This window comes from Microbacterium aurantiacum, from assembly GCF_021654035.1.
Classification (GTDB): domain Bacteria; phylum Actinomycetota; class Actinomycetes; order Actinomycetales; family Microbacteriaceae; genus Microbacterium; species Microbacterium aurantiacum.
This window is the reverse complement of record NZ_JAJPDW010000008.1, coordinates 47,328-69,866: the sequence shown is the minus strand read 5'-3', so window position 1 is coordinate 69,866 and position 22,539 is coordinate 47,328. Positions and strand designations below refer to the sequence as shown.

The 22,539-nt window shown below is 72.2% G+C and carries 24 protein-coding genes and 1 tRNA gene; 10 read left to right on the top strand and 15 right to left on the bottom strand.

What is annotated here, in order from left to right; translation table 11 throughout:
- Positions 1–214 precede the first annotated feature (214 nt).
- From LTL01_RS13830 to glsA, 3 genes are all read right to left on the bottom strand, one after another.
- On the bottom strand, positions 215–568 hold the full coding sequence (locus tag LTL01_RS13830) for a histone-like nucleoid-structuring protein Lsr2 (protein ID WP_053547971.1): 354 nt from the start codon (positions 566–568) through the stop codon (positions 215–217).
- Between the two features lie 39 nt (positions 569–607).
- The gene (locus LTL01_RS13825; protein ID WP_236968982.1) at positions 608–1,450 is read right to left on the bottom strand and encodes a LuxR C-terminal-related transcriptional regulator; all 843 of its coding nucleotides are present in this window, start codon (positions 1,448–1,450) and stop codon (positions 608–610) included.
- A 137-nt stretch (positions 1,451–1,587) separates the two neighbouring features.
- Positions 1,588–2,529 (bottom strand): glutaminase A, encoded by a 942-nt coding sequence (gene glsA / locus LTL01_RS13820; RefSeq protein WP_236968981.1) that lies wholly within the window; start codon positions 2,527–2,529, stop codon positions 1,588–1,590.
- Positions 2,530–2,624: 95 nt separating this feature from the next.
- Here glsA and LTL01_RS13815 point away from each other — a divergent pair, with 95 nt between their 5' ends.
- Both LTL01_RS13815 and LTL01_RS13810 read left to right on the top strand, forming a co-directional pair.
- Positions 2,625–2,978 carry a DUF485 domain-containing protein gene (locus LTL01_RS13815; RefSeq protein WP_236968980.1) on the top strand — a complete coding sequence of 118 codons (354 nt, stop codon included), beginning with the start codon at positions 2,625–2,627 and terminating at the stop codon, positions 2,976–2,978.
- Positions 2,975–4,588 (top strand): monocarboxylic acid transporter, encoded by a 1,614-nt coding sequence (locus tag LTL01_RS13810; RefSeq protein WP_236968979.1) that lies wholly within the window; start codon positions 2,975–2,977, stop codon positions 4,586–4,588. Before LTL01_RS13815 ends, LTL01_RS13810 begins: the two co-directional genes overlap by 4 nt.
- A gap of 82 nt (positions 4,589–4,670) precedes the next feature.
- On the opposite strand, the gene LTL01_RS13805 is transcribed toward LTL01_RS13810, so the two are convergent.
- Positions 4,671–5,249 (bottom strand): methylated-DNA--[protein]-cysteine S-methyltransferase, encoded by a 579-nt coding sequence (locus tag LTL01_RS13805; protein ID WP_236968978.1) that lies wholly within the window; start codon positions 5,247–5,249, stop codon positions 4,671–4,673.
- A gap of 172 nt (positions 5,250–5,421) precedes the next feature.
- Here LTL01_RS13805 and LTL01_RS13800 point away from each other — a divergent pair, with 172 nt between their 5' ends.
- Positions 5,422–9,186 (top strand): AAA family ATPase, encoded by a 3,765-nt coding sequence (locus LTL01_RS13800; protein WP_443677117.1) that lies wholly within the window; start codon positions 5,422–5,424, stop codon positions 9,184–9,186.
- On the top strand, positions 9,173–9,385 hold the full coding sequence (locus LTL01_RS13795) for a hypothetical protein (RefSeq protein ID WP_236968976.1): 213 nt from the start codon (positions 9,173–9,175) through the stop codon (positions 9,383–9,385). Before LTL01_RS13800 ends, LTL01_RS13795 begins: the two co-directional genes overlap by 14 nt.
- Positions 9,386–9,422: 37 nt before the next feature.
- On the opposite strand, the gene mscL is transcribed toward LTL01_RS13795, so the two are convergent.
- The 3 genes from mscL to LTL01_RS13780 are packed head-to-tail and all read right to left on the bottom strand — an operon-like array spanning position 9,423 to position 10,808.
- Positions 9,423–9,845 (bottom strand): large conductance mechanosensitive channel protein MscL, encoded by a 423-nt coding sequence (mscL, locus tag LTL01_RS13790; protein ID WP_236968975.1) that lies wholly within the window; start codon positions 9,843–9,845, stop codon positions 9,423–9,425.
- 36 nt (positions 9,846–9,881) lie between these two features.
- Positions 9,882–10,196, bottom strand: coding sequence for an FmdB family zinc ribbon protein (locus LTL01_RS13785; RefSeq protein ID WP_236968974.1), 315 nt, complete (start codon positions 10,194–10,196; stop codon positions 9,882–9,884).
- Positions 10,197–10,211: 15 nt separating this feature from the next.
- Complete coding sequence (locus LTL01_RS13780) at positions 10,212–10,808, bottom strand: 5-formyltetrahydrofolate cyclo-ligase (protein WP_236968973.1); 597 nt, start codon at positions 10,806–10,808, stop codon at positions 10,212–10,214.
- A 92-nt stretch (positions 10,809–10,900) separates the two neighbouring features.
- On the opposite strand from LTL01_RS13780, the gene galU reads away from it, so the two are divergent.
- The 4 genes from galU (at position 10,901) to LTL01_RS13760 (ending at position 13,570) form a co-directional block, all read left to right on the top strand.
- Complete coding sequence (galU, locus tag LTL01_RS13775) at positions 10,901–11,788, top strand: UTP--glucose-1-phosphate uridylyltransferase GalU (RefSeq protein WP_053547980.1); 888 nt, start codon at positions 10,901–10,903, stop codon at positions 11,786–11,788.
- A gap of 24 nt (positions 11,789–11,812) precedes the next feature.
- Complete coding sequence (locus LTL01_RS13770) at positions 11,813–12,442, top strand: GNAT family N-acetyltransferase (protein WP_236968972.1); 630 nt, start codon at positions 11,813–11,815, stop codon at positions 12,440–12,442.
- Positions 12,443–12,540: 98 nt separating this feature from the next.
- Positions 12,541–13,440, top strand: coding sequence for a large exoprotein (locus tag LTL01_RS13765; RefSeq protein ID WP_236968971.1), 900 nt, complete (start codon positions 12,541–12,543; stop codon positions 13,438–13,440).
- 54 nt (positions 13,441–13,494) lie between these two features.
- Positions 13,495–13,570: transfer RNA gene (locus LTL01_RS13760), tRNA-Ala, on the top strand.
- 255 nt (positions 13,571–13,825) lie between these two features.
- Here LTL01_RS13760 and LTL01_RS13755 read toward each other — a convergent pair.
- Positions 13,826–14,128 carry a putative quinol monooxygenase gene (locus LTL01_RS13755; protein WP_236968970.1) on the bottom strand — a complete coding sequence of 101 codons (303 nt, stop codon included), beginning with the start codon at positions 14,126–14,128 and terminating at the stop codon, positions 13,826–13,828.
- 216 nt (positions 14,129–14,344) lie between these two features.
- Between LTL01_RS13755 and LTL01_RS13750 the strand changes: the two genes are divergently transcribed.
- A complete protein-coding gene (locus LTL01_RS13750) occupies positions 14,345–14,602 on the top strand; it encodes a helix-turn-helix transcriptional regulator (protein WP_236968969.1) in 258 nt (85 codons plus the stop codon).
- Positions 14,603–14,606: 4 nt separating this feature from the next.
- Here the strand turns inward: LTL01_RS13750 and LTL01_RS13745 are convergent, their stop codons facing one another.
- From LTL01_RS13745 to hemE, 7 genes are all read right to left on the bottom strand, one after another.
- Positions 14,607–14,873, bottom strand: a complete 267-nt coding sequence (locus LTL01_RS13745; RefSeq protein ID WP_236968968.1) for a hypothetical protein — start codon at positions 14,871–14,873, stop codon at positions 14,607–14,609.
- An 82-nt stretch (positions 14,874–14,955) separates the two neighbouring features.
- Positions 14,956–16,287, bottom strand: a complete 1,332-nt coding sequence (hemL, locus tag LTL01_RS13740) for a glutamate-1-semialdehyde 2,1-aminomutase (protein WP_372461356.1) — start codon at positions 16,285–16,287, stop codon at positions 14,956–14,958.
- Positions 16,284–17,261, bottom strand: coding sequence for a porphobilinogen synthase (gene hemB / locus LTL01_RS13735; protein WP_236968967.1), 978 nt, complete (start codon positions 17,259–17,261; stop codon positions 16,284–16,286). The genes hemL and hemB overlap by 4 nt, the downstream gene beginning before the upstream one ends.
- On the bottom strand, positions 17,258–18,172 hold the full coding sequence (gene hemC / locus LTL01_RS13730) for a hydroxymethylbilane synthase (protein ID WP_236968966.1): 915 nt from the start codon (positions 18,170–18,172) through the stop codon (positions 17,258–17,260). Before hemC ends, hemB begins: the two co-directional genes overlap by 4 nt.
- A complete protein-coding gene (gene hemQ, locus LTL01_RS13725) occupies positions 18,169–18,876 on the bottom strand; it encodes a hydrogen peroxide-dependent heme synthase (protein ID WP_236968965.1) in 708 nt (235 codons plus the stop codon). Before hemQ ends, hemC begins: the two co-directional genes overlap by 4 nt.
- Before the next feature lie 35 nt (positions 18,877–18,911).
- Entirely contained in the window at positions 18,912–20,150 is a 1,239-nt protein-coding gene (locus LTL01_RS13720; protein WP_236968964.1) for a protoporphyrinogen/coproporphyrinogen oxidase, read from the bottom strand.
- Positions 20,143–21,201, bottom strand: coding sequence for a uroporphyrinogen decarboxylase (gene hemE / locus LTL01_RS13715; RefSeq protein ID WP_236968963.1), 1,059 nt, complete (start codon positions 21,199–21,201; stop codon positions 20,143–20,145). The genes LTL01_RS13720 and hemE overlap by 8 nt, the downstream gene beginning before the upstream one ends.
- Positions 21,202–21,219: 18 nt before the next feature.
- On the opposite strand from hemE, the gene LTL01_RS13710 reads away from it, so the two are divergent.
- Positions 21,220–22,533 carry a glutamyl-tRNA reductase gene (locus LTL01_RS13710; RefSeq protein WP_236968962.1) on the top strand — a complete coding sequence of 438 codons (1,314 nt, stop codon included), beginning with the start codon at positions 21,220–21,222 and terminating at the stop codon, positions 22,531–22,533.
- The last annotated feature ends 6 nt before the right edge of the window (positions 22,534–22,539 follow it).

The following is a 22,539-nucleotide window of genomic DNA, read 5'->3' as shown; positions in this document are numbered from 1 at the left end:
ATGTCCGAAGAGCCCCTTGTATGGGCGACGCTGCTGCTCGGTGAATCGCTCGGATGGGCGACGATTCTCGGCGCCGTCGCGGTCATCGTCTTCGCCGCTCTGTCGGTGCGTACGCGCCTTCGCGGCGCGTTATAGACAGGTCGTCCAATATCCCGACGCAAAAGAAAAGCGGATTCCCTCGAGGAGGACGAGGGAATCCGCTTTTCGGCGAGGGTCAGTGGGCGGCTTCGTACGCCTCCAGAACGGATGCCGGAACCCGGCCGCGCTCGGAAACCTGGTGGCCGTTCTGCTTGGCCCATTCCCGGACGGCGCTGTAATCCTGCTGTCCGCCGCGGCGGCGCTTGCGCGAGGCGGAAGCCCCCGTCGCGGAGGAACGCGATGCGGAGATCGACCGCGCCACGGAGACATACGGGTCGAGCGCCGCGCGGAATGCCGCGGCATTCTCATCGGTCAGATCGATTTCATAGGCGATGCCGTCGAGGGAGAAGAGAACGGTCTCTCCGGAACCGACTTCGAGGACGGTGCCGTCGAGGTCATCGACGAGCTGATGCACAATTCTGCGGGTCATGCAGGAGACAATACGCGCTTTTCCATTCGCGCAGGACTTTCAGGGGAGAATTCCCGCGCGACGCGCTTTTGTGACGGCGGCGTGACGCGTCGAGGCGTCGAGTTTTCCCATAGCCGTCTGCAAATAGGATTTCACCGTCCCTTCGCGCACACCGAGCGTCGCCGCGATTTCGGCATTCGTGGATCCGAGCGCGGCGCACGCGAGCACGTCGAGTTCGCGCGGCGACAAGTGGATGTCCAGCGGCTCGGCCGGTTCGGATCCGCCGCCGGTGAGACCCGCGAGCCGCTCCTCGATCGCCGACAGGCGCGCGCGGAGGCCCGCATCGTCGACGCTCGCCACGATGCTCCGCAGCTCCGCGTAGCTGGCGCGGAGTTCCTCCCGCTGCGCGGCATCCGTCGTCGATTCGGAGGGCGCGGTGACGGCGACCGGTCCCGTCGCGGGCCGGAGGGCCGCGACACGGCGCTCGACCTCGTCGCGGATCCGGAGTTCCGTCGCGACCTCCTGCGCCACCCGGAACGCCGGTGCGGCCACCACATCGCCGACGCTCGACTCCGCCCACGCGCCGCCGTACAGCACTCCGCGCACCGCACCGCCGACGACGATCGGCACGGCCAGCAGCGTGGAGAGACCCTCGCCGAGGACATGCCCGTCGTAGTCATGCGTGATCTGGCGCGACGAACGGTAGTCCGGGGTCATGCGCGGACGCAGCTCGGTGATCGCCCGCCCGCCGAGGCCGCGCTCGGGCTTGACCACGAGGCCCTCGAGACTGCGCGTGCGGTTGCCGAGCACGGTGCTCACCCGGACGCTTCCGTCGTGCACGTAGCCGCCGAAGACGACGGGGAAGCGCGTGTGCGCGGCGAAGTCCTTCAGGGCGCGCGTCATCAGCTGCCCGTCCGGAGCGCTCCTCGGCATCTGTTCGCCCGGGGTGCTCCGCGGCATCTGCCCGTCAGGGGATGTCCACTTCACCGTGGTCACGAGTCACTCGCTCTCGCCGTCGAATCGTATCGACGACGGTAACACTACGCCGCGAAGACGTGGAGCCCCAGATCACGGCTGAGAATCTCGCTCGCGAGATGGCCGCGCACGCTCGTGCCCTGCTCGTCGAGGGGCGGGCTGACGACGGCCGCCCCGAGCTGCCCCGGCGCCGAGAGGACGATCGCCCCCGACACGCTCGACTTCGCCGGGACGCCGACCGCCCGCATCCAGCGTCCCGACCCGTCGTACACGCCGCACGTCGCCATCACCGACACGACGTCGCAGGCGACGGATGCCGGCACCACGCGCTCGCCGGTCACGGGGTTCACGCCTCCGAGGGCGAGCGTCGCGCCCATGACCGCGAGCGTCCGGGCATCGACGAGGACCGCACAGGCGCGCACATACGCCTCGACGGCGTCATCCGCGCCGACGGAGAGGGTGCCCTCGGCGCGCATGAGGTGGGCGAGCGCGTGATTCCGGTCACCGAGCAGATGCTCGTTGCGGGCGACCGACTCGTCGACCTCCAGGGTCCGCCCCGCGAACGCGGAGAGTCCGCGGTGGGCGCGCGCGACACGCGCCGCGACGTCCTCGCCGTCGACGAGGGAGGCGGTCAGGATCGCCCCGGCGTTCACCATCGGGTTCGGCGGTCGACCCGTTCCGGACTCGAGCTTGATCGCGTCGAACGCCTCGCCGGTCGGCTCGATCCCGATCCGGTCGAGGGCCTCGCCGTCGGTGTCGACGAGCGCGAGGGCGAAGAGGAACGGCTTCACCGCCGACTGGATGCTGAAGGGAACGTCGCTCCCGGCGCTTCCGCGCACCTCCCCGTCCGGCAGTGCGAGAGCGATGCCGCACAGATCGGGGTCGGCGTCGGCGAGCTCCGGGATGCTGTCGTCGACCTCGCCCTCGGCGTGCGGGAGCACACGGTCCCGCAGCGCGTCGAGGTCGTACGCGCGGGGATCGGACGAGCGGTTGGGGGAGGGCGGCATCCTCCCACCCTGCCAGGCTCCCCACTTTCGGGGGTGACGAAGGCCGGATCCGTTTTCGTACCGTCATCCGTACTCGGATCAGGCAAGGAGGCCTCATGACCGAACCACGACCGGATGCCGCATCGGCGCGCGTCATCGACTACATCGCCGTGGAGGATTCTCCGCGGTTCCGTGAACTCAAGAAGACGCAGCGGAGCTTCGTCTTCCCGCTGTCGCTGGCGTTCCTCGCCTGGTACTTCGCCTACGTGCTGCTGAGCTCGTTCGCACCGGAATTCATGGCCCAGCGCGTGTGGGGTGCGATCACCGTCGGCCTCCTCCTCGGACTCGGGCAGTTCGTCACCACGTTCGCGATCACGATGGGCTACGTCGCGTTCGCGAACCGTCGCCTCGACCCCATCTCGGCCGAGATCCGCGAGGACCTCGAGAAGATCGAGCGGGGTGACGCGTGACCATCTCGCTGCTGGCTTCGGCCCAGACCGTGGAGAACAACCCGGTCCTGAACATCTCGATCTTCGGCGCGTTCGTCGCCGTGACCCTGTTCATCGTCATCCGCGCGAGCCGCAACAACCGCACCGCGGCGGACTACTACGCCGCGGGCCGGTCGTTCACCGGACCGCAGAACGGGTTCGCGATCGCCGGCGACTACCTCTCGGCGGCATCCTTCCTCGGCATCGTCGGGGCCATCGCGATCAACGGCTACGACGGATTCCTCTACTCCATCGGCTTCCTCGTCGCGTGGCTGGTGGCGCTGCTGCTCGTCGCCGAGCTCATGCGCAACACCGGCAAGTTCACGATGGCCGATGTGCTGTCCTTCCGCCTGCGTCAGCGGCCCGTGCGGATGGCCGCGGCGATCTCGACCCTCGCGGTGTGCCTGTTCTACCTGCTCGCGCAGATGGCGGGTGCGGGAGGCCTCGTCTCGCTCCTCCTCGGCATCAACGAGCGCATCGGCCAGTCGATCGTCGTCGCCGTCGTCGGCGTCCTGATGATCGTCTACGTCCTCATCGGCGGGATGAAGGGCACCACGTGGGTGCAGATCGTCAAAGCGTTCCTCCTCATCGGCGGTGCGGTGCTCATGACGATCTGGGTGCTCGCGATCAACGGCTTCAGCCTCGACCGGCTGCTGGAGTCCGCCGTCGCCGCCTCCACGACCACCCCGGCCGATGCGATCCTCGGGCCGGGTCTGCAGTACGGCGCGAACCCGTGGGACTTCATCTCCCTCGCCGTCGCGCTCGTGCTCGGCACCGCGGGACTCCCGCACGTGCTGATGCGCTTCTACACCGTGCCCACGGCGAAGGAGGCGCGTCGCTCGGTGGTGTGGGCGATCTGGCTCATCGGCCTCTTCTACCTCCTCACGCTCGTTCTCGGCTACGGCGCCGGCGCCCTCGTCGGACCGGAGACGATCCGCAACGCCCCGGGCGGTGTGAACTCCGCTGCCCCCCTCCTCGCCCTCGAGCTCGGCGGACCGCTCCTCCTCGGCTTCATCTCGGCGGTGGCGTTCGCGACGATCCTCGCGGTCGTGGCGGGACTCACGATCACCGCGGCGGCCTCGTTCGCCCACGACATCTACGCCAACGTCGTGAAGAAGGGCGAGGTCCCGCCGGACGGCGAGGTCAAGGTCGCCCGCCGCACCGTTGTGGTGATCGGCATCCTCGCCATCGTCGGAGGCATCGGCGTCCAGGGGCAGAACATCGCCTTCCTCGTCGCCCTCGCCTTCGCCGTGGCGGCCTCGGCGAACCTCCCGACGATCATCTACTCGCTGTTCTGGCGGCGCTTCACCACCCGCGGCGCGGTGTGGAGCATGTACGGCGGCCTCATCGCCGCGGTCGGGCTCATCCTCCTCTCCCCGGTGTTCTGGGGAACCGAGACGAGCGTCTTCCGCAACGTGGGCGTGGCCCTGTGGCCGCTGAACAACCCGGGCATCGTGTCGATCCCCGTCGGGTTCTTCCTCGGTTGGCTCGGGTCGGTCGTGTCCCGCCGGAGCGAAGACCCCGAGAAGGCCGCCGAGATGGAGGTGCGCTCGCTCACCGGGTTCGGTGCCGAAAAGGCCGTCGAGCACTGACGGCGGTTTCGGCGACGGATCACGTCGTCGGGACGCCCAGGCGGGCGCGGGGTGGCCTACACACCCCGCGCCCGCCGCGGTGTCACGGTCGGGTCCGCGACACCTCGAGGTCGAGCAGCGCCCGCTTGACCTCGGGTCTTCCGCCGTACTCGCCGATGGAACCGTCGGCGCGCACCACCCGGTGCACCGGGACCAGGATCGAGAACGGCGTGCGGGCGCAGGCCGTCCCCACCGCCCGCGCCGCCCCGGGGCTCCCGGCGAGCACGGCCACCTCGCCGTAGCTCGCCGTCTCCCCGTAGGGGATCGTGCAGACCGCCTCGAGCGCGGCGCGGGTGAAGCCGTGCACGCCCGTCCAGTCCCACGGCAGGTCGAGCGGATGCCGCGCGCCGGCGCCGCCGCCGTGATCCGTGCCGTCGAAGTACTCCTCGACCGCGTCCGCCGCCCTCTCGGCGATCGCCGACGGCGACCCCTCGGGGTGCGGGGCGGATCCGTTCACCGGCGTCGGGATCATCCCGGTCCGCAGAGCCACCCGCTCGAGGGCGATCGAGAGGGGGACCTCGATCGGATGCAGCTCCACGATCCCGGTCGCCGCGGCGACGATCAGCACATCGCCGACGGGGGAGGGCCGAAGGAGGAAGCGGGGAGGCTCGTGCGAGGTCATGGCCCGATCCTGCCGCGTCCGAACCCCACGGTGCGGTCCCGGGCGGAAACGGGGGACAACCCCCGGCGGTGGGGCGCGGCATCCGTCTGGGGAGGAGGGGCGCGCCGGTCAATACCGCGAAACCGGGCGTGGATGCAAGCTCTCCGGCGCGTCGCCGCTTAGGGTGTCACACGTGTGGCGAGCAGAAGGCAACGCCGTGGTCGGCGACAGGGAAAGCATTTCCGGACCCTCGGTGACCCCCGGTGATCTCGGGCTCGCCGAACCCGGTGTGACGGTGGTGCACGTGGCGGAGCCCGAACGCGAGCGCATCCGCCGCCAGTCCGCCCGACTCGGCGGCCGCTCGACGCTGCTGCACTACTCCGATGCGACGGATGCCGCGATCGAGATCACCAAGGCCCACCCCGGGAGCCTGCCGCAGTTCATCACCGGCCGCTCCACCCTGCTGTCGAACCTCTTCCGCGACGAGGTCGCGGTGCGGAACGCCCGTCTCGCCGCCCAGCGCATCACCACCAAGAACGTCGAACTGCGAACCGCGCGCGGCATCGACGCCGTGCACCTCGCCGTGGGCCTGGCCTCCTGGCGCCTCGGCGGCCTCGCCTGCACGGCCCCGGTGCTCCTCCGGCCCCTCGCGATCCGCCGCCACCACGGCGACTTCGAGCTGAAGCTCCACGGCGCCTTCCAGGTGAACCCCGAGCTCCTCCGGGCCCTGCGCACCCACTTCGGCATCGAAGTCGACGGCCGCGCCCTGTCGGCGCTCGCCTACGACCAGGGCATCTTCAAGCCGCAGCCGGTCATCGACCACCTGCGTGCCCTCGCCCACCGGTTCGACTCGTTCGCGGTGACGCCGCGCCTGATCGTGTCGACCTTCGCCGACGTCGGCAGCGCGATGTCGCGCGACGGTGGCGACCTCGACCACCCCGTGCTCAACGCCCTCGCCGGCCACCCCGACGACCGTGCCCGCCTCGTCGCGCGCCGTGAGGGGGTCGTGGCCACCAACCCCGACGAGCGCTCACCCGCGGCCGACACCCTCCTCCTCGACGCCGACTCCGAGCAGGAGCGGGTCCTCGCCCGCATCCAGGCGGGCCAGTCGATGGTGGTGCACACGCTCCCCGGCACCGGCGGCACACAGACGATCATCAACGCCCTCGGTGGACTCGTCCGCGACGGCAAGCGCGTCCTCGTCGTCAGCGCCCGCCGCTCCACGCTCGACGGCATCCGTCACCGCCTCGCCGGCATCGCCCTCCCGGGCCTGGCGATCTCGCCCCGCCACCTGCAGCGCGACCTCATCCGCGCGATCGGGCGGAACGAGAAGGCCGAGCAGCCCAAGGTCGCCGAGGTCGACGAAGCGCTCGTGCGGCTGCGCCGCGTGCTCCGCGACTACCGCGGCGCCGTCACGACCACGCACGTCGACCTCCGCGTCTCCGTGCTCGAGGTGCTCCGCGAACTCGCGCGTCTCGCCTCGCTCGATCCCGCCCCGTCGACGACCGCGCGTCTCGGCGTCGCCGCCCTCCAGCGCCTCGCCGTCGGCCGCGACGAAGCCGCGCGCGACCTCGCGGCGGCGGCGCGTCTCGGCGAGTTCCGCTTCGGCCCCTCCGACTCGCCGTGGTACGGCGTGAGCTTCGCCGCGCCCGAGGCGGCGGCCTCCGCCCACGCCCTCGCGGGCAAGCTCCACCGCCAGGACGTCCCCGCCCTCCTCGAGCGCGGCTACTCCCTGATCTCGCAGACCGGCATGCGGCCGTTCCAGACGATCGCCGACCTCGGCGAGTATCTGACGCTCATGCGCGGCATCCGCGATTCGCTCGACCGCTTCAGCCTCACCGTCTTCGAGCGCCCCCTCGGCGAGCTCATCGAGGCCCACAGCGGCCGCCGCGACTCCACCATGAGCTCCGCCAACCGTCGTCGCCTCAAGCGCCTGTCGAAGGAGTACGTCCGACCGGGCGTGCACGTGCCCGACATGCACGAGGCCCTCGTCCGCGTGCAGCAGCAGCGCACCGAATGGCAGCGCCACGTCGACAGCGGCGTCGCCCCGCAGGTGCCGCTCGGACTCGGCGACGTGCACGTCGCGTGGCAGCGGGTCGATGCGGAGCTGTCCGAGCTGGATGCCGTGCTCGGCCGCTCCGGCGCCGACCGCCTCGCGGCGCTCCCGGTGAAGACGCTCGTGCGCACCCTCGCGCAGCTCGCGGCGGAGTCGGATGTGTTCGACAACCTGCGCGAACGCGCGGAGCTCCGCGGGAAGCTCGCCTCGTTCGGTCTCGAGCCCCTCCTCGCCGACCTGTCGGTCCGGCACGTGCCCGAGGGCGAGGTCGCCGCCGAACTCGAATACGCGTGGTGGCAGTCGGCCCTCGAGCACCTCCTGCGGGTCGACCGCGGGCTGCTCGGCGCCAACACCGCCGTCGTCGACCGCCTCGAGCGCGACTTCCGTCTCGTCGACGAAGCCCACGCCGCGGCATCCGGACCCCTGCTCGCCGCGCACCTGGCCACCCAGTGGCGGATCGGCATCGTCGACCGCGCGGGAGAGGCGCAGCAGCTGCGCCGTGCGCTCAAAGACGGCGGCGCCACCGCCGCGCAGCTCGACGCCGTCGCCCCGCACCTCATGGCGCAGCTCGCGCCGGTGTGGCTGGCGACCCCGTACGACGTCCCCGAGATCCCCGAGTCCACCGCGTTCGACGTCGTGATCATCGCCGACGCGGGTGCGCTGTGCCTCGCCGAGGCGACGCCGGCGCTTCGCCGCGGCCGTCAGGTGGTCGTGTTCGGCGACCCCGTGACGCAGAAGCCCACGCCGTTCGAGGTCGTCTCGCGCATCTCGCCGGAGCGCGAGGACGACGACGAGATCGACGCGGTCCCCTTCGACGGGGTCAGCATCTTCGAGCGGCTCGCCGAACTCCTCCCCATCGAGACCCTCACCCGCAGCTACCGCGCGGGCGGCGAAGACCTCGCCGAGCTCGTCAACGACGCCTTCTACGGCGGCGAGATCGTGTCCCTCCCGTGGGCGGGGTCCTACCTCGGTCGCGGCAGCCTCAGCGTCGACTACGTCGAGGGCGGCACCGGTGCGCCCGACCCGATCTCGGGGGCGGTGGAGAGTCCGGATGCCGAGGTGCGGCGCGTGGTGACCCTCGTCGTCGAGCACGCGGTGAACCGCGGCTCGGAGTCGCTCATGGTCGTCACCGCCAGCGCCAAGCACGCCGAACGCGTGCGCGCCGCGGTCGAGGCGGCCTTCGCGGGCCGCGCCGACGTCGCCGACTTCCTCTCGCGCGACACCTCCGAGCCCTTCGCGGTGCTCACCCTCGAGGAATCCGTCGCCGAGAGCCGCGACCGCGTCGTCTTCTCGCTCGGGTTCGGCCTCACCCGCCACGGGCGGGTCCTCAGCGACTTCGGCGACCTGTCGACGCCGGACGGCGAGCGGCTGCTCACGGTCGGGATGACCCGCGCGCGCCGCTCCATGGTCATCGTGTCGTCGATCCGCCCGTCGGCGTTCGACGAGGGACGCCTCGAGCACGGCGCCGCGACCATCATGTCGATCCTCGGAAGCGTCGCCGACCGGGCCCGCCAGGCACGGCTCGAAGACCTCGCCGACCCCCTGACCCTCCGCCTCGCGCGGGAGCTGCGGCGCCTGGGCCTCTCGGTCGACGTGCACTACCGCGGACTCCTGCCGCTCGTCGCCCAGTACGGCGGCAAGGCCGTCGTCGTCGAGAGCGACCCCGAGACGATTGGCGAGTCGCTGCGCGAGTCGCTGCGCCTCCGACCCCAGATCCTCCGGCGCCTCGGCTGGCACTATGTGCGCGTGCACTCCTTCGACGTCTACAGCGACGCCCCCGCGGTCGCGCAGCGCATCGCCGCCCTTCTCGGGGTGCCGCCGGAGACCCCGCGTGTCGACAACGACACCGAGCCGTTCGAGCCGGAGCCGTTCGATCGCGACCCGTTCCATGGCGGACGCTGAGCGTCAGCGCGTCGAGCGGCTCCCGGGTTCCCGGCCCGGGTCCCGCCGCGCGCGTCTGACGCCCGCACCCGACACCACCGCCGAGCCCGTGCCGGGCGACGAGACGACGGATGCCGCCTCCCTCGGGGAAGCGGCATCCGTGGGTGAATCCGGTCCGAACGACGAGCGCCTGCGGCGCGACGTCCCCCCGCACTACTGACGCGCGGGATCTCCGTTCGCGACGAGCGGGGCCGGGCTCAGAGCTTCGGCGTCTGCTTCTGCTGCTCGAGCAGGTCGCGGATCTGCACCAGCAGCTCCTGCTCGGTGGGGAGCTTGGCCGCGGTGTCCTCGACGACGCCGAGCTTGGCGGCCTGGCGCTCCTTCCAGCGGTTCATCGGCATGACGAAGATGAAATAGACGACGATCGCCACGGCGAAGAAGCTGATCACCGCGGTGAGGAGGTCGCCGACCGGGAACGTCACTGTGCCGCCGTAGAGGTCGGGGACCGGGATGCCGGGAACACCGTTCTCGTCGGCCTTCCAGAAGATCGCGATCAGCGGGGTGATGATCGAAGCGACGATGGCGTTCACCACCGCGGTGAACGCGGCGCCGATGACCACCGCGACCGCGAGGTCGATGACGTTGCCGCGCATGATGAATTCTTTGAAGCCCTGGATCACGGCGTCACTTCCTCTGGTCTCGTCGGCTCGCGCCGATCAGGATCCCGCGGGTGCGGGAGAGCTCTTGGTCTCGGAGGACGATGATGCCGAACTCCCGCCCGTGTCGCCACCGGACGCGCCCGAACCCGACGAACCCGAGCCCGACGAGCCGGAACCGGAGCCCTTGTTCGCACCGGCGCGGGAGTCGGTGCGGTAGAAGCCGGAGCCGTTGAAGGTGACGCCGATCGATCCGTACTCCTTGCGGAGGGTACCGCCGCACTCGGGGCACTCGGTCAGCGCGGGATCGGCGAAGGACTGCACCTGTTCGAAGCGGTGCGCGCACTGCTTGCAGGCATAGGCGTAGGTGGGCATGGTGTCTCCGGCGGGTCAGCGCCCGGTGGGCGCGAGGGTGAGGGTCTGCGTGGGGGTGACGATGCCCGTCACGGGCTGGTCGTGGACGTCGCGGGGGATGTCGTCGATGATCTCGGAATCGAAGACCACCGCGTACACCGGCGGGCATCCTTCCATCGAGCCGATCGTCTTGTCGTAGTAGCCGCGGCCCCAGCCGAGACGCGTGCCGTCTGGGCTCGCGGCGGCGGCGGGGATCACCAGGACGTCGACGTCGTTCACCGCGATCGGGCCGAGGAGCTCGCCGACCGGCTCCGGCAGGCCGAATAGGCCCTCCGCGATCTCGCCGTCGGGGGTGGCCACCGCCCAGTCGAGCAGACCGTCGGCGCGCGTGACGGGAAGGAGGACCCGGATGCCGCGGGCCGCGGCATCCGTCACGAAGGCGTGCGTGTCGGGCTCGGTCGTGGTGGAGAGGAAGCACGCCATGGTCGTGACGCTCCGCGCGGCGACGAGGGCGTTCAGCTGCGCGTGCAGACCCTCGGCCGCCGCGGCGCGGGCGGCGGGGGACATCGCGTGGCGGCGCTCGCGCAGCTCCGCGCGCAGCGCGCGCTTCGCATCGGCGATGGCGTCGGACATGCTCCCGATTGTAGGCGGCGCCTTGCGATTCGACGCGCTCGACGGTGACGGGCGTGACATACGCCGTTCACATGGCTGGGTAGAGTAACCGCATGACCCAGAAGCCCTTCAAGGCCGTGATCCCCGCGGCCGGACTCGGCACGCGATTCCTCCCCGCGACCAAGGCCATGCCCAAAGAGATGCTCCCCGTCGTCGACAAGCCGGCGATCCAGTACGTCGTCGAAGAGGCCACTGCGGCCGGCATCGAAGACGTGCTCATCATCATCGGGCGCAACAAGAACAACCTCTCCAACCACTTCGACTCCGTCCCCGAGCTCGAGAGCAACCTGCTGAAGAAGGGCGACCAGGACAAGCTCGCCAAGGTGCAGCGCTCCAGCGACCTCGCCGACATCCACTTCGTCCGTCAGGGTGAGCCCCGCGGTCTCGGGCACGCGGTGCTGCGCGCCCGCGCGCACGTGGGCGACCACCCCTTCGCCGTCCTCCTCGGCGACGACCTCATCGACGAGCGCGACCCGCTGCTGACGACGATGCTCGAGGAGCACCGCCGCACCGGTGCCGCGATCGTGGCGCTCATGGAGGTCGACCCCGACAGCATCCACATGTACGGCGCGGCGGCCGTGGAAGCCACCGACACCGACGGCGTGGTGAAGGTCACCGGCCTCGTCGAGAAGCCGAAGAAGGAGGACGCCCCCTCCAACCTCGCCATCATCGGCCGCTACGTCCTCAGCCCCGACGTGTTCGAGATCCTCGAGCGCACCGAGCCCGGCAAGGGCGGCGAGATCCAGCTCACCGACGCGCTGCAGGAGATGGCCGCCGACACCGAGGGCCCCGGCGTGTTGGGTGTCGTCTTCGGAGGCCGGCGCTACGACACCGGGGATAGGGTGGACTACATCAAGGCCATCGTGCAGCTCGCCGCGGATCGTGAAGATCTCGGACCCGAACTGCGCCCCTGGTTCAAGGACTTCGCGGCGAAACTCTGACGCCGCTCGACGGAGGGGGTCCGAGTGGATCTGGGAGCTCCCCGCGGTCACGGTCCGGTGTCGATCCGGCTCGTCAAACAGCGCGACGCCCGCATCCTGCAGCACGAGCTCCTCGAGAACCGCGCGTGGCTCCAGCCGTGGGAGGCGACGAGTCCCGACGGTCCGGTGTCGTTCGACATGCGCCTCGGCGTCCGTCGGCTCCTGCAGCAGTACCGCGACGGCGCCGGCGTCCCCTACGTCATGGAGTACGCCGGTGAGGTCGCCGGTCAGCTGAACGTGTGGGGGATCGCGCGCGGCTCGCTCGCCTCGGCGACCATCGGCTACTGGGTCAGCCGGCGGTTCGCGGGACGGGGGATCACGCCCACCGCGGTGGCGCTGGCGACCGACGCGTGCTTCACCGAGATGCGCCTGCACCGCATGGAGATCTGCATCCGTCCGGAGAACGACGCGAGCCTGCGGGTCGTGCAGAAGCTCGGATTCCGCTACGAGGGCCTGCGCCGCCGGTACATCCACATCGACGGCGACTGGCGCGACCACTACGCGTTCGCGCTCGTGCGGGAAGAGGTACCCGAGGGGGTCCTCGCGCGCTGGGTCTCGGGGCGCGCGCCGCGGGACGCCGCGGCGATTCCGCCGGCCGACCGTCTGCACGCGTGAGTCTCTCGCGCAGGTCCGCCTGACTCTTCGCCGGATCCGGCCACGACACGCCACCGGATGCCGAGGTTCGCGGCATCCGGTCCCTAAAGTTGGTGACCATGGGCGGACAGGTGTGGGGCGGCGGGGTGATCGTCCTCGTGTCGGTGCTTCTGTGGCTGGTGTACCTGTTGCCGTCGTGGCACAGTCGCCGGCAGTTCGACGCCGCCGAGCGCAACGCCGTTCGCCTCAACCAGGCCCTCCGGGTGCTCGCCGAAACGAGCGAGACGCCCGACGAGGTGCGGGTCGAACTGAACACCCGCACCGCCCTCGCGCAGCAGAAGCTTGCCCGCCGAGCGCTCGCCGAGCGCGAGTCCGCCGCTCTGGAGCAGGCACGCATCGACCTCGAGAGGGCCCGTGACGCCCGCGCCGCCGCGCGCCGCTCACCGGAGGCCCGGCAGGCCCGCGCTCGCCGTCGCACCCGTCTCGTCGCCACCGTCGTCGCCCTCGCCGGCGTCGGCGCCGCTGTGTGGGGCGGGGTGACCGTCGTGCTCACCGGCGCGCAGCTGCTGCTGTGGACCGGCGTGGGAGTAGCCGCGGTGGGCCTCTTGGTCTTGCAGCGGATGTCGCGCGTCGGCGCCCGCGCCGCCGCGCGCGCGCAGCGGCTGGTTGCGGCGGAGGGCGCCGCCATCGTTCGCGAGGCGGCCGCCGCCGAGCTGCAGGACGTCGAGCTCGCCACCGCCGAGCGGCGCTGGCAGCCGCGCGATCTGCCGCGTCCGCTGACGGCATCCGCCGGTTCGCGCGCCGCGGCGATGCTGGACGCCGAAGCCGCCCGCGAAGCGCTCCGCCGGGCCGCGCGGGAGGAGTCGCTGCGCGAGCGCGTGGAGGCCGATGCGCCGCCGTCGATCGGTGCCGCCCGCGCGGCCCGCGAGAGCGAGTTCGCCCGCATGGGCCACGTCGACGACGCCGAGATCGAGGCGCACGTGCGGCGTCTGCTCGAGCGGCGCGCATCGGGTCAGTGAGGCCCGCGCGGTTCGGTCGGCTCCGGCGGGCGTGATAGTCTTTCGGAGGTTCTTGGGCCTGTGGCGCAGTTGGTAGCGCGCTTCGTTCGCAATGAAGAGGTCAGGGGTTCGAATCCCCTCAGGTCCACCAGAAAAGCCCGGCTCGCGCCGGGCTTTTCCCGTTCCCGGGGTGTGTTTCCCTCGGTTCACCTGTCGCCTCTTGCGGGTGCGGGCCGCTCCGACCCGCAAGACGCGACGAGTGAACAGGGGTGAGGTTGCTCGGTGGCGCCGTCGGTGGGGTCGCTCGGTGGCGCCGTCGCGCGGGTTGCAAGGCGCGACACCCGCCGGAAGGCGGCACTGAACGGTTGCCGCGGGTGCCGCGGGTGCGGCGCGGGTGGGGAGGGACTCAGGGGCGGAGAGGGGAGCCGGCGGAGGTGAAGCGGAACCCGCCGAACTCGCCGGAAAGCATCGGGCGCGCCGCCGCGATCGCCGCCTGCACCTCGGGGAGCTCTAGGGAGGCGCGGTGCGCGGCGGCGTCATCCCACACCTCGACCACGTACACCGTGCCCGGCTCGTCATCTGTGACGCCGACCTCGTAGATCCGGCATCCGATCTCCGTCAGCGCATCATTGCGTGCGACGAGGATCTCGACCAGCTCGTCGCGGCGGCCCGGTTCGACCCCGAGGGTTCCTGCATTCACGAACACCATGGCCCGACCGTACCCTGCTGCTGCCGCGGCCTGCTGCTGCCGCGGGCGCCGCTGGGTGGCGCCGTCGCGCGAATCCCGACGTGCCGCACCCGCACGAAGGCGCCACCCAACTCGGTTCACTTGTCGCCACATGCGGATGTGGCGCCGCGACACCCGCATCAGGAGACAAGTGAACGGGGGAGGCCCGGAGGGGCGTGGCGGGCGTACCATCGGGTCATGACGACGACGTCAGGGGTCGACTGGGACGCCTACGCGCGGGATCTCGCGCAGCGGCTCGTCGAGGCGCGCGAACGTGCCGGCCTCACGCAGGATGCCGTGGCCCGCCGTGCCGGCATCGCGACTTTCACGTACCAGAAGCTCGAGAAGGGCGAATCCAACCCGGGCACGCCCGCGAACCCCCGGCTGCAGACCGTCATTGCCCTCGCGCGCGCGTTGGAGGTCGACGTGTGCGACCTCGTTCCGCGTCAGGGCTGATCCGTCACGGGTTCGAGCGCCGCCGCAGCGGGGGATCGTCGGATGCCGTCGGCACGAAGACCTGGAGGTACTGGCAGAGCGACACCTGGCGAGAGCCGCGCCATCCGTCGCGCACCCGTGCCATGCTGAAGCCGCGCTCCATGAGGTCGCTGGCACTGGCGGGAGTCAGCTTCACCCCGCGCTCGGCGGGCACCCACCCGCCCTCTCCGGTGTACAGCGCGAGGACGCGCTTGTGGTGGGCGGCGCGGGACGGGTGGCGTGAAGCGGCCATGCAGACTCCGGGTATGGCTGGGATGGACGATGCCCCAGATATACCACGCACACATGGCGAACGTGTGTCGTGTGTCGAGACGTCAGGCGGCGGGATCGACCGCCGCGGCAGCCGCGCGCGCGGCGTGCGGGAGAGCCTCCAGGATCTGCGACACCGCGTCGTCGTCGTGCGAGGCCGAGACGAACCACGCCTCGAACACCGACGGCGGCAACGACACCCCGTGCTCGAGCATCGCGCGGAAGAACGGCGGGTAGCGGAACGCCTCCTGCGCCTTCACGGTGTCGTAGTCGTGCGGCGCTTCGGCGGCGAACTGGAAGGAGAACAGCGACCCGGCGCGCTGCAGGACGTGCGTGACGCCCTCGGCGCTGAACGCGGCGGACGCGGCATCCGCGATGGCCGTCGAGGCCCGCTCGATGCGCGCGTACGCGGCGGCGTCGAGGTTCTCCAGCGTCGCGCGCCCGGCGGCGACCGCGACGGGGTTCCCGCTCAGCGTGCCGGCCTGGTAGACCGGCCCGAGCGGGGCGAGGAGGTTCATGATGTCGGTGGATCCGCCGAGGGCCGCCAGCGGCAGCCCTCCGCCGATGACCTTCCCGAAGGTCAGGAGGTCGGCGGCGAACGGCACGGGGTCCTCGCCGTACCAGCCGGCGGGACCCACCCGGAAGCCGGTGAGCACCTCGTCGACGATGAGGAGCGCGCCGTTCGCGTGGGCGATCTCGGCCAGGGCGGCGTTGAAGCCGTGCCGGGGCGGGACGATCCCCATGTTGGCGGGTGCGGCCTCGACGATCACCGCGGCGATGTCGGCGCCGTGCACCGCGAAGACCTCGCGGACGGCGTCGAGGTCGTTGTAGGCGATGACGAGCGTCTGCGCGGCGATCGGGGCGGGGACCCCGGCCGACCCGGGCATCGCGAGCGTCGCGACGCCGGATCCGGCCTCGGCGAGCAGGCCGTCGGAGTGCCCGTGGTAGTGACCGGCGAACTTCACGATCAGGTCGCGTCCGGTCGCGCCGCGCGCGAGACGGATGGCCGTCATCGTCGCCTCGGTGCCGGTGGACACGAGGCGGAGCTTCTCGACCGGGCGCACGCCGTCGCGCTCGATGCGTGCCTCGACGTGCTCGGCCAGCGCCGTCTCACCGGGCGTGGATGCGCCGAACCCGAGCCCGTGGGTCGCAGCTTCGCGGACCGCCTCGACGACGGCCGGGTGCGCGTGGCCGAGGATCGCCGGACCCCAGGATCCGACGAGGTCGACGTACTCGCGCCCCTCGACGTCGGTGACGCGAGGGCCCTTCGCCGAGACGTAGAACCGGGGGGTGGTGCCCACCGACCCGAACGCGCGGACGGGGGAGTTCACGCCGCCGGGCATCGCGTGGCGGGCGCGCTCGAACTCGCGCGCGTTGGTCGTGGGGGTCATCGTCATCGGATCCATCCTGCGAGCTCGGTCGCCCAATACGTCAGTACCGCGTCGGCGCCGGCGCGACGGATGCCGAGCACCGACTCCTCGATCGCGCGGCGTCGATCGATCCAGCCGTGGGCGGCAGCGGCCTCGATCATCGCGTACTCGCCCGACACCTGGTACGCCCACACCGGCACGGGGCTGGCCGCGGCGGTGTCGGCGAGGACGTCGAGGTAGCTCATCGCGGGCTTGACCATCACCACGTCGGCGCCCTCGGCGACATCCAGCATCGCCTCGCGGACGCCCTCGCGCCGGTTCGCGGCGTCGAGCTGATAGGTGCGGCGGTCGCCCTGGAGCGAGGACTGCACGGCCTCGCGGAACGGGCCGTAGAACGCCGAGGCGTACTTGCCCGAGTAGGCCAGCAGGGCGACATCCGATCGTCCGGCGGTGTCGAGCGCGTCGCGGATCGCCGCGACCTGGCCGTCCATCATCCCGGACAGGCCCAGCAGCTGCGAGCCCGCCTCCGCCTGGGCGAGCGCCATGTCTCGGTACCGCACGAGGGTCGCGTCGTTGTCGACGGCGCCGGCCGCATCGAGCACGCCGCAGTGGCCGTGGTCGGTGAATTCGTCCAGACACAGGTCCGTCTGCACGACGAGGGCATCCCCCGCTTCGGCGACCGCGACGCGCGTGGCGAGGTTCAGGATGCCGTCGGGGTCGGTCGCGCCGGATCCCTCGGCGTCCTTGTGCTCGGGCACGCCGAAGAGCATGATCCCGCCGATGCCGGCCGCCGCCGCGTCGGCGACCGCGCCCTTCAGCGTATCGGTGGTGTGCTGGACGACGCCGGGCATCGAGGAGATCGGCACCGGTGCTCCCGCGCCCTCGCGCACGAAGACGGGGAGGACGAGCTCGGCGGGGTGCAGCCGCGTCTCGGCGACGAGGCGGCGCAGCGCCGGGGTGGAACGCAGGCGCCGCGGGCGGACGGTCGGGAAGCCGCTCACGGGCGTGCTCCCGTCAGGTCGGCTGCCCCGGCGTCCAGCAGCTCGCGGGCGACGCCCTCGGCGAGGCGGAGCACGGCATCCTCGTCCGGCCAGTCGACAGCGTGGGCGGAGGAGAGGACGGTCTGACCGTCCAGGCTGTAGACACGGGCCGAGAGGAGCAGGAGTCCGGCGTCGACGACGGCGTGAGCACCCACGGGAGCGGAGCAGCCGGCCTCGAGGAGCGCCAGGACGTGGCGCTCGGCCTCGACGGCGGCGCGCGTCTCGGGGTGGTCCAGGCGCGCGACGAGCTCCTCGTCGCCGCGGCGCACCTCGATTGCGAGCGCCCCCTGACCGGGGGCCGTCGGCCACGGTCCGAGCTCGAGGTGCTCGGTGATGACGCTGGCGCGCCCGAGGCGGTTGAGGCCCGCGGCGGCGAGGACGACGGCATCCAGGTCGCCCTCGCGGACCCGGCCGAGGCGGGTGTCGACGTTGCCGCGGATGTCGACGACGTCGAGGTCGGGGCGCTTCCGGCGCAGCTGCGCCATGCGGCGGGGCGATCCGGTGCCCACGCGCGCCCCCTGTGGGAGCTCGGCGAAGGTGAGGCCGTCCCGCGCGCAGAGCGCATCGCGGGGGTCTTCGCGGACGGGGATGGCGGCGACGACGAGGTCGTCGTGCGGCGCGGTCGGGAGGTCCTTCAGCGAGTGCACGACGACGTCGCAGCGATCCTCCTGCAGCGCGTCGCGGAGGGCGCCGGTGAACAGCCCCGTGCCGCCCGCGCGCGAGAGCGGCTCGCGCGAGCGGTCGCCGTCGGTCGTGATCGTCACGATCTCGGTCGTGACGCCCGTCGCGTCGACGAGGTCGGACTCCACCGTCCCGGTCTGCGTCAGGGCGAGGGCGCTTCCGCGCGTGCCGATGCGGACGTGGGTGGTCACGCCAGCACCTCGTCGATCTCGTCGAGACCGATGCGGCGACCGGTGTAGAACGGGACCTCTTCGCGCACGTGGCGACGGGCCTCGGTCTGACGCAGGTACCGCATGAGGTCGACGAGGTCGACGAGCTCGGGGGCTTCGAGGGCGAGGATCCACTCGTAGTCGCCGAGCGCGAACGAGGCCACGGTGTTGCTCAGCACCTGGCGGTACTCCGAGCCCTTCCGGCCGTGCTCGGCGAGCATCTGGCGGCGCTCCTCGTCGGGGAGGATGTACCACTCGTACGAGCGGACGAAGGGGTAGACCGTGAGCCAGGTCTCGGGTGCCTTGCCGCGCATGAAGGCGGGCATGTGGCTGCGGGTGAACTCCGCGTCGCGGTGGACGCCCATCGCGTTCCACTCCGGCAGGAGCGAGCGCAGCGGCTCGGCGCGGCGGAGGGTGCGCAGGGCCGCCTGAAGCGCCTCGGGGTCTTCGCCGTGCAGCCACAGCATCAGGTCGGCGTCGGCGCGGAGGCCCGAGACGTCGTAGATGCCGCGGAGAGTCACCCCGGCATCCTCGATCTCCGCCACGGCGGCGGCGAGGGCGTCGGTTCCGGCGGGGGCGGGACGGGCCGGGTCACGGCGCAGCACCGCCCACAGGGTGTAGCCGAGAATCTCGTCCTCGTCGGGGGTCGGGACCTGGTCGGGGGTGGGGACCGAGGAATCGCTCATGGATTCCATCCTTTCACTCCGGGCGGGGGTGGGGTTCACTTCGCGGCGAGAGCGGATGCCGTCGCCTCGGCGTGCGCGATGATGCCGGCGAGGCCCGATCCGGCCGCGGTCTCGCCGACGATGGTGATCCCGGCCGGGGAGATCGCGGCCGCGGGGCGGAACCACGTGACGTGCGCGGCGCCCTCGGGCTCGGGGAGCGCGACCCCGAGGAGGACGGCGGCGTCTGCGCGCGCGGCGGCGACGGGGTCTGCCGGGAGGTCGTCGTACGACAGGCGGAGGACGTGGCGTCCGGCGGCGGCGTCGGCGAGCCACGCCCACTTCGCCGTGGCGTGGGTGAGCGCTCGCGCGCCGACCGGAGCCCCCGCGGCGACGAGCAGGCCGCTGCCGCGGGGCGCCGCATCCAGCTCCGGCTGATCCACGACGAGGGTCACGAGGTCGATCCGCCGCGGCGGGGCTGTCGCGGGGAGCACGTCCGGAGCGGCGACCACGACGGTGCCGCCGCCGGCGCCGGCGAGTCGCTCGAGCGCCGCGACGTCGACCGAGGAGCGCAGACGGATGTCGCCCCCGTGCGCGGCGAGATCGTCGGCGAGGGCGGACACGAGGCGGTGGACGCCGCCGCGGAGGCCCGCCACGACCGACCCCGGGGGAGCGGCGGCGCGGAGGGCGCTCATCGCCCCGGACAGCGACCCCGTCTCGGCGAGGGCGGCGCGCAGCCGCGGGTGCACGCGCTCGAGCGGCACGTCGTCGGGATGGATCGAATGGACGCCGTGCACGACGGGCGCGACGAGAAGGTCGAGGACGGCGTCGCCGTGCCGGGCGCGGACGAGGGGGCCGAGTCGCGCACCGGGCGCGAGGAGCGGATCGTCGGCGGTCATCCGCGACGCATCCCGCGCGACCGCCGCCTCGGCGCCCGCACGGCCGACGATCGCCACGACGTCCTCGGCGCGCGGGTCGCCGGGGATCCCGAGGAGCGCGGTGGCCGGGAGGGGCGCGGCGTACCCGCGCGCCGGCTGCAGCCACGCCGACACCGGCTCCGGCCGCACGAGGTCGCCGGCCAGCCCGAGTTCGTCGATCAGGGCGGTGACGGTCCCGCCGCGCGTGGCGAAGCTCTCCGCCCCGGCATCCAGCACGATCCCGGCGATCTCGTGGGATGCGACCGTTCCGCCGAGGCGATCGGATGCCTCGTGCACGACGACGTCGGCCCCGCCGCGCGCCAGGCGCCGCGCGAGGACGAGGCCGGCGACCCCGCCGCCGACGACGTGGACGTCAGGCATGGGCGTGGACGAACTCCACCAGGCGCGTCAGGACGTCGGGGTCGGTCGTCGGGGGTACGCCGTGTCCGAGGTTCAGCACGTGCGCGGGCGCGGCCTTCCCCCGGGCGAGGACGTCGCGCACGTGCGCTTCCAGCACCGGCCACGGAGCGGCGAGGAGCGCCGGGTCGACGTTGCCCTGGAGGGGCACGGTGTCGCCGAGGCGCCGGGAGGCCTCATCCAGCGGCAGACGCCAGTCCACGCCCATGACGTCGACGCCGATGCCGTGCATCGCGGCGAGGAGTTCTCCCGTGCCGACGCCGAAGTGCACCAGCGGCACCCCGAGCGCGCGGGCGGGGGCGATCGCGCGCTGCGAGAACGGCGCGACGTGCGCGGTGTAGTCGGCGAGGCTCAGCGAACCCGCCCACGAGTCGAACAGCTGCCCGGCCGAGGCGCCCGCCTCGATCTGGGCGGCGAGGAAGGCGCCGGTGATCTCGGCGCACCACGACAGCAGCGCCGCCCACGCATCGGGGTCGGAGTGCATCATCGCGCGGGTGAGCATCTGCTCCTTCGAGGGACCGCCCTCCACGAGGTAGGACGCGAGGGTGTACGGCGCACCCGCGAAGCCGATCAGGGGGGTCGCGCCCAGCGCGTCGACGGTGAGTCCCACCGCCTCGCGGATCGGGGCGAGGGCGTCGGGGTCGAGCGGGGGGAGGGCTGCGACATCCGCCGCCGACCGGACCGGGTTCTCCAGCACCGGGCCGCGACCCGGGACGATGCGCACGTCGACGCCCGCGAGCCGCACCGGGATCACGATGTCGCTGAAGAAGATCGCCGCGTCCACCCCGTGCCGGCGCACCGGCTGCAGCGTGATCTCGCTCGCCATCCCCGGGTTCAGGCACGCGTCGAGCATGTCGGTGCCCATGCGCAGCTCGCGGTACTCCGGGAGTGAACGGCCGGCCTGCCGCATGAACCAGACGGGGGTGGTCTCGCCGCGCTCGCCGCGGTAGGCGCGGACGAGCGCCGACGACGCGTTCCGGTCGATGAACGGCGGACGGGCTGCAGAGGTGCTCACACCGTTAACATTAGATACGTGCTCCTGTGCTTCACCGCGAATCATCGAAACGCCGACCTCGACCTCCTCGAGAAGCTCTCCGTCGGCGCACCCGCGGCCACCCGCACCCTCGTGGACGACGAGCTGTTCGTCGCCGGAGCCGTCGTCCTCGCCACCTGCAACCGGTTCGAGGCCTACCTCGACATCGACGAGCCGCTCACCGGCGGCGAGGCCGTCGCCGTCGAATCCGTCGTCGAGACGATGGCCGAAGCCAGCGGCATCCCCGTCGAGCGCCTCCGCGAGAGCGTCGCGGTCCACCGCGGAGAGGACGCCGCGGCACACCTGTTCGCCGTGACGAGCGGCCTGGAATCCATCGTCGTCGGTGAGGACGAGATCTCGGGCCAGGTCCGCCGCGCCCTCGACACCGCCCGCGTGGAGGGGACGACGAGCCGCGAGCTCGAGCGCCTTTTCCAGAAGGCCGCGCACACCAGCCGCGGCATCCGCAGTCGCACCTCCCTCGGCGGCAGCCACCGCTCGCTCGTCCGCTTCGCCCTCGAGCTCGCCTCCAGTCGCATTCCGGACTGGTCGGATGTCGAGGTCCTCGTCGTGGGCACCGGTCGCTACGCCGCCACCACCGTGACGGCGCTCCGTGCCCGCGGCGCCGTCGACCTCCGTGTCTTCTCCCCGTCCGGTCGCGCCGCCGCCTTCGCCGCGCGCCACGGCCTCGAGGCCGAGCCGTCGTTCGCCGGCGCGGCGGCACGCGCGGACGTGGTGATCACCTGCACCGCGGATGCCGTCGTGCACGAGGACGCCTTCACCCCGGGCCACCGCGTGATCGTGATCGACCTGGGTCTTCCCCGGAACGTCGACCCCGCCGTCGGCGCGGTCGACGGCGTCGAGCTGCTGGACCTGGAGACCATCCGCCTGCACGCACCGCTGGAGGAGTTCAGCGCCCACGCCGATGCGCGCGCCCTCGTCGGCGACGCCGCGGCGGAGTTCGCGGCCGACCGTGCCGCAGGGCCGGCGATCACGAAGCTCCGCGGCGAGGTCCTCGGGCTCGTGGAGGCCGAGGTGTCGCGTGCGCGCGCCCGCGGCGCCGGCCCCGAAGTCGAGGAGGCGCTGCGCCACCTCGCCGGGGTCCTCCTGCACAAGCCGTCGGTCCGCATCCGTGAGCTCGCCGTGGAGGGACGCCTCGACGAGGCCCACCAGGCGCTCGAGACCCTGCACGGCCTCGCGGTCGAGCCGTCGCTCCCGGTCCTCGCCGGGGATGCGATCGTCGACGCCGCGATCGTCGACGCTGCGGTCTGCGGCGACGCCGGCGGCGGCTGCCCCCGGGGCGCGGCGAGCGCCTGACACCCG

Bases quoted from the DNA above. Each gene is read 5' to 3' on its own strand.
- LTL01_RS13830 (WP_053547971.1), bottom strand. From the start codon at position 568: ATGACCCGCAGAATTGTGCATCAGCTCGTCGATGACCTCGACGGCACC.
- LTL01_RS13825 (WP_236968982.1), bottom strand. From the start codon at position 1,450: ATGACGCGCGCCCTGAAGGACTTCGCCGCGCACACGCGCTTCCCCGTC.
- glsA (WP_236968981.1), bottom strand. From the start codon at position 2,529: ATGCCGCCCTCCCCCAACCGCTCGTCCGATCCCCGCGCGTACGACCTC.
- LTL01_RS13815 (WP_236968980.1), top strand. From the start codon at position 2,625: ATGACCGAACCACGACCGGATGCCGCATCGGCGCGCGTCATCGACTAC.
- LTL01_RS13805 (WP_236968978.1), bottom strand. From the start codon at position 5,249: ATGACCTCGCACGAGCCTCCCCGCTTCCTCCTTCGGCCCTCCCCCGTC.
- LTL01_RS13795 (WP_236968976.1), top strand. From the start codon at position 9,173: ATGGCGGACGCTGAGCGTCAGCGCGTCGAGCGGCTCCCGGGTTCCCGG.
- LTL01_RS13785 (WP_236968974.1), bottom strand. From the start codon at position 10,196: ATGCCCACCTACGCCTATGCCTGCAAGCAGTGCGCGCACCGCTTCGAA.
- LTL01_RS13780 (WP_236968973.1), bottom strand. From the start codon at position 10,808: ATGTCCGACGCCATCGCCGATGCGAAGCGCGCGCTGCGCGCGGAGCTG.
- galU (WP_053547980.1), top strand. From the start codon at position 10,901: ATGACCCAGAAGCCCTTCAAGGCCGTGATCCCCGCGGCCGGACTCGGC.
- LTL01_RS13765 (WP_236968971.1), top strand. From the start codon at position 12,541: ATGGGCGGACAGGTGTGGGGCGGCGGGGTGATCGTCCTCGTGTCGGTG.
- LTL01_RS13755 (WP_236968970.1), bottom strand. From the start codon at position 14,128: ATGGTGTTCGTGAATGCAGGAACCCTCGGGGTCGAACCGGGCCGCCGC.
- LTL01_RS13750 (WP_236968969.1), top strand. From the start codon at position 14,345: ATGACGACGACGTCAGGGGTCGACTGGGACGCCTACGCGCGGGATCTC.
- LTL01_RS13745 (WP_236968968.1), bottom strand. From the start codon at position 14,873: ATGGCCGCTTCACGCCACCCGTCCCGCGCCGCCCACCACAAGCGCGTC.
- hemL (WP_372461356.1), bottom strand. From the start codon at position 16,287: ATGACGATGACCCCCACGACCAACGCGCGCGAGTTCGAGCGCGCCCGC.
- hemQ (WP_236968965.1), bottom strand. From the start codon at position 18,876: ATGAGCGATTCCTCGGTCCCCACCCCCGACCAGGTCCCGACCCCCGAC.
- LTL01_RS13720 (WP_236968964.1), bottom strand. From the start codon at position 20,150: ATGCCTGACGTCCACGTCGTCGGCGGCGGGGTCGCCGGCCTCGTCCTC.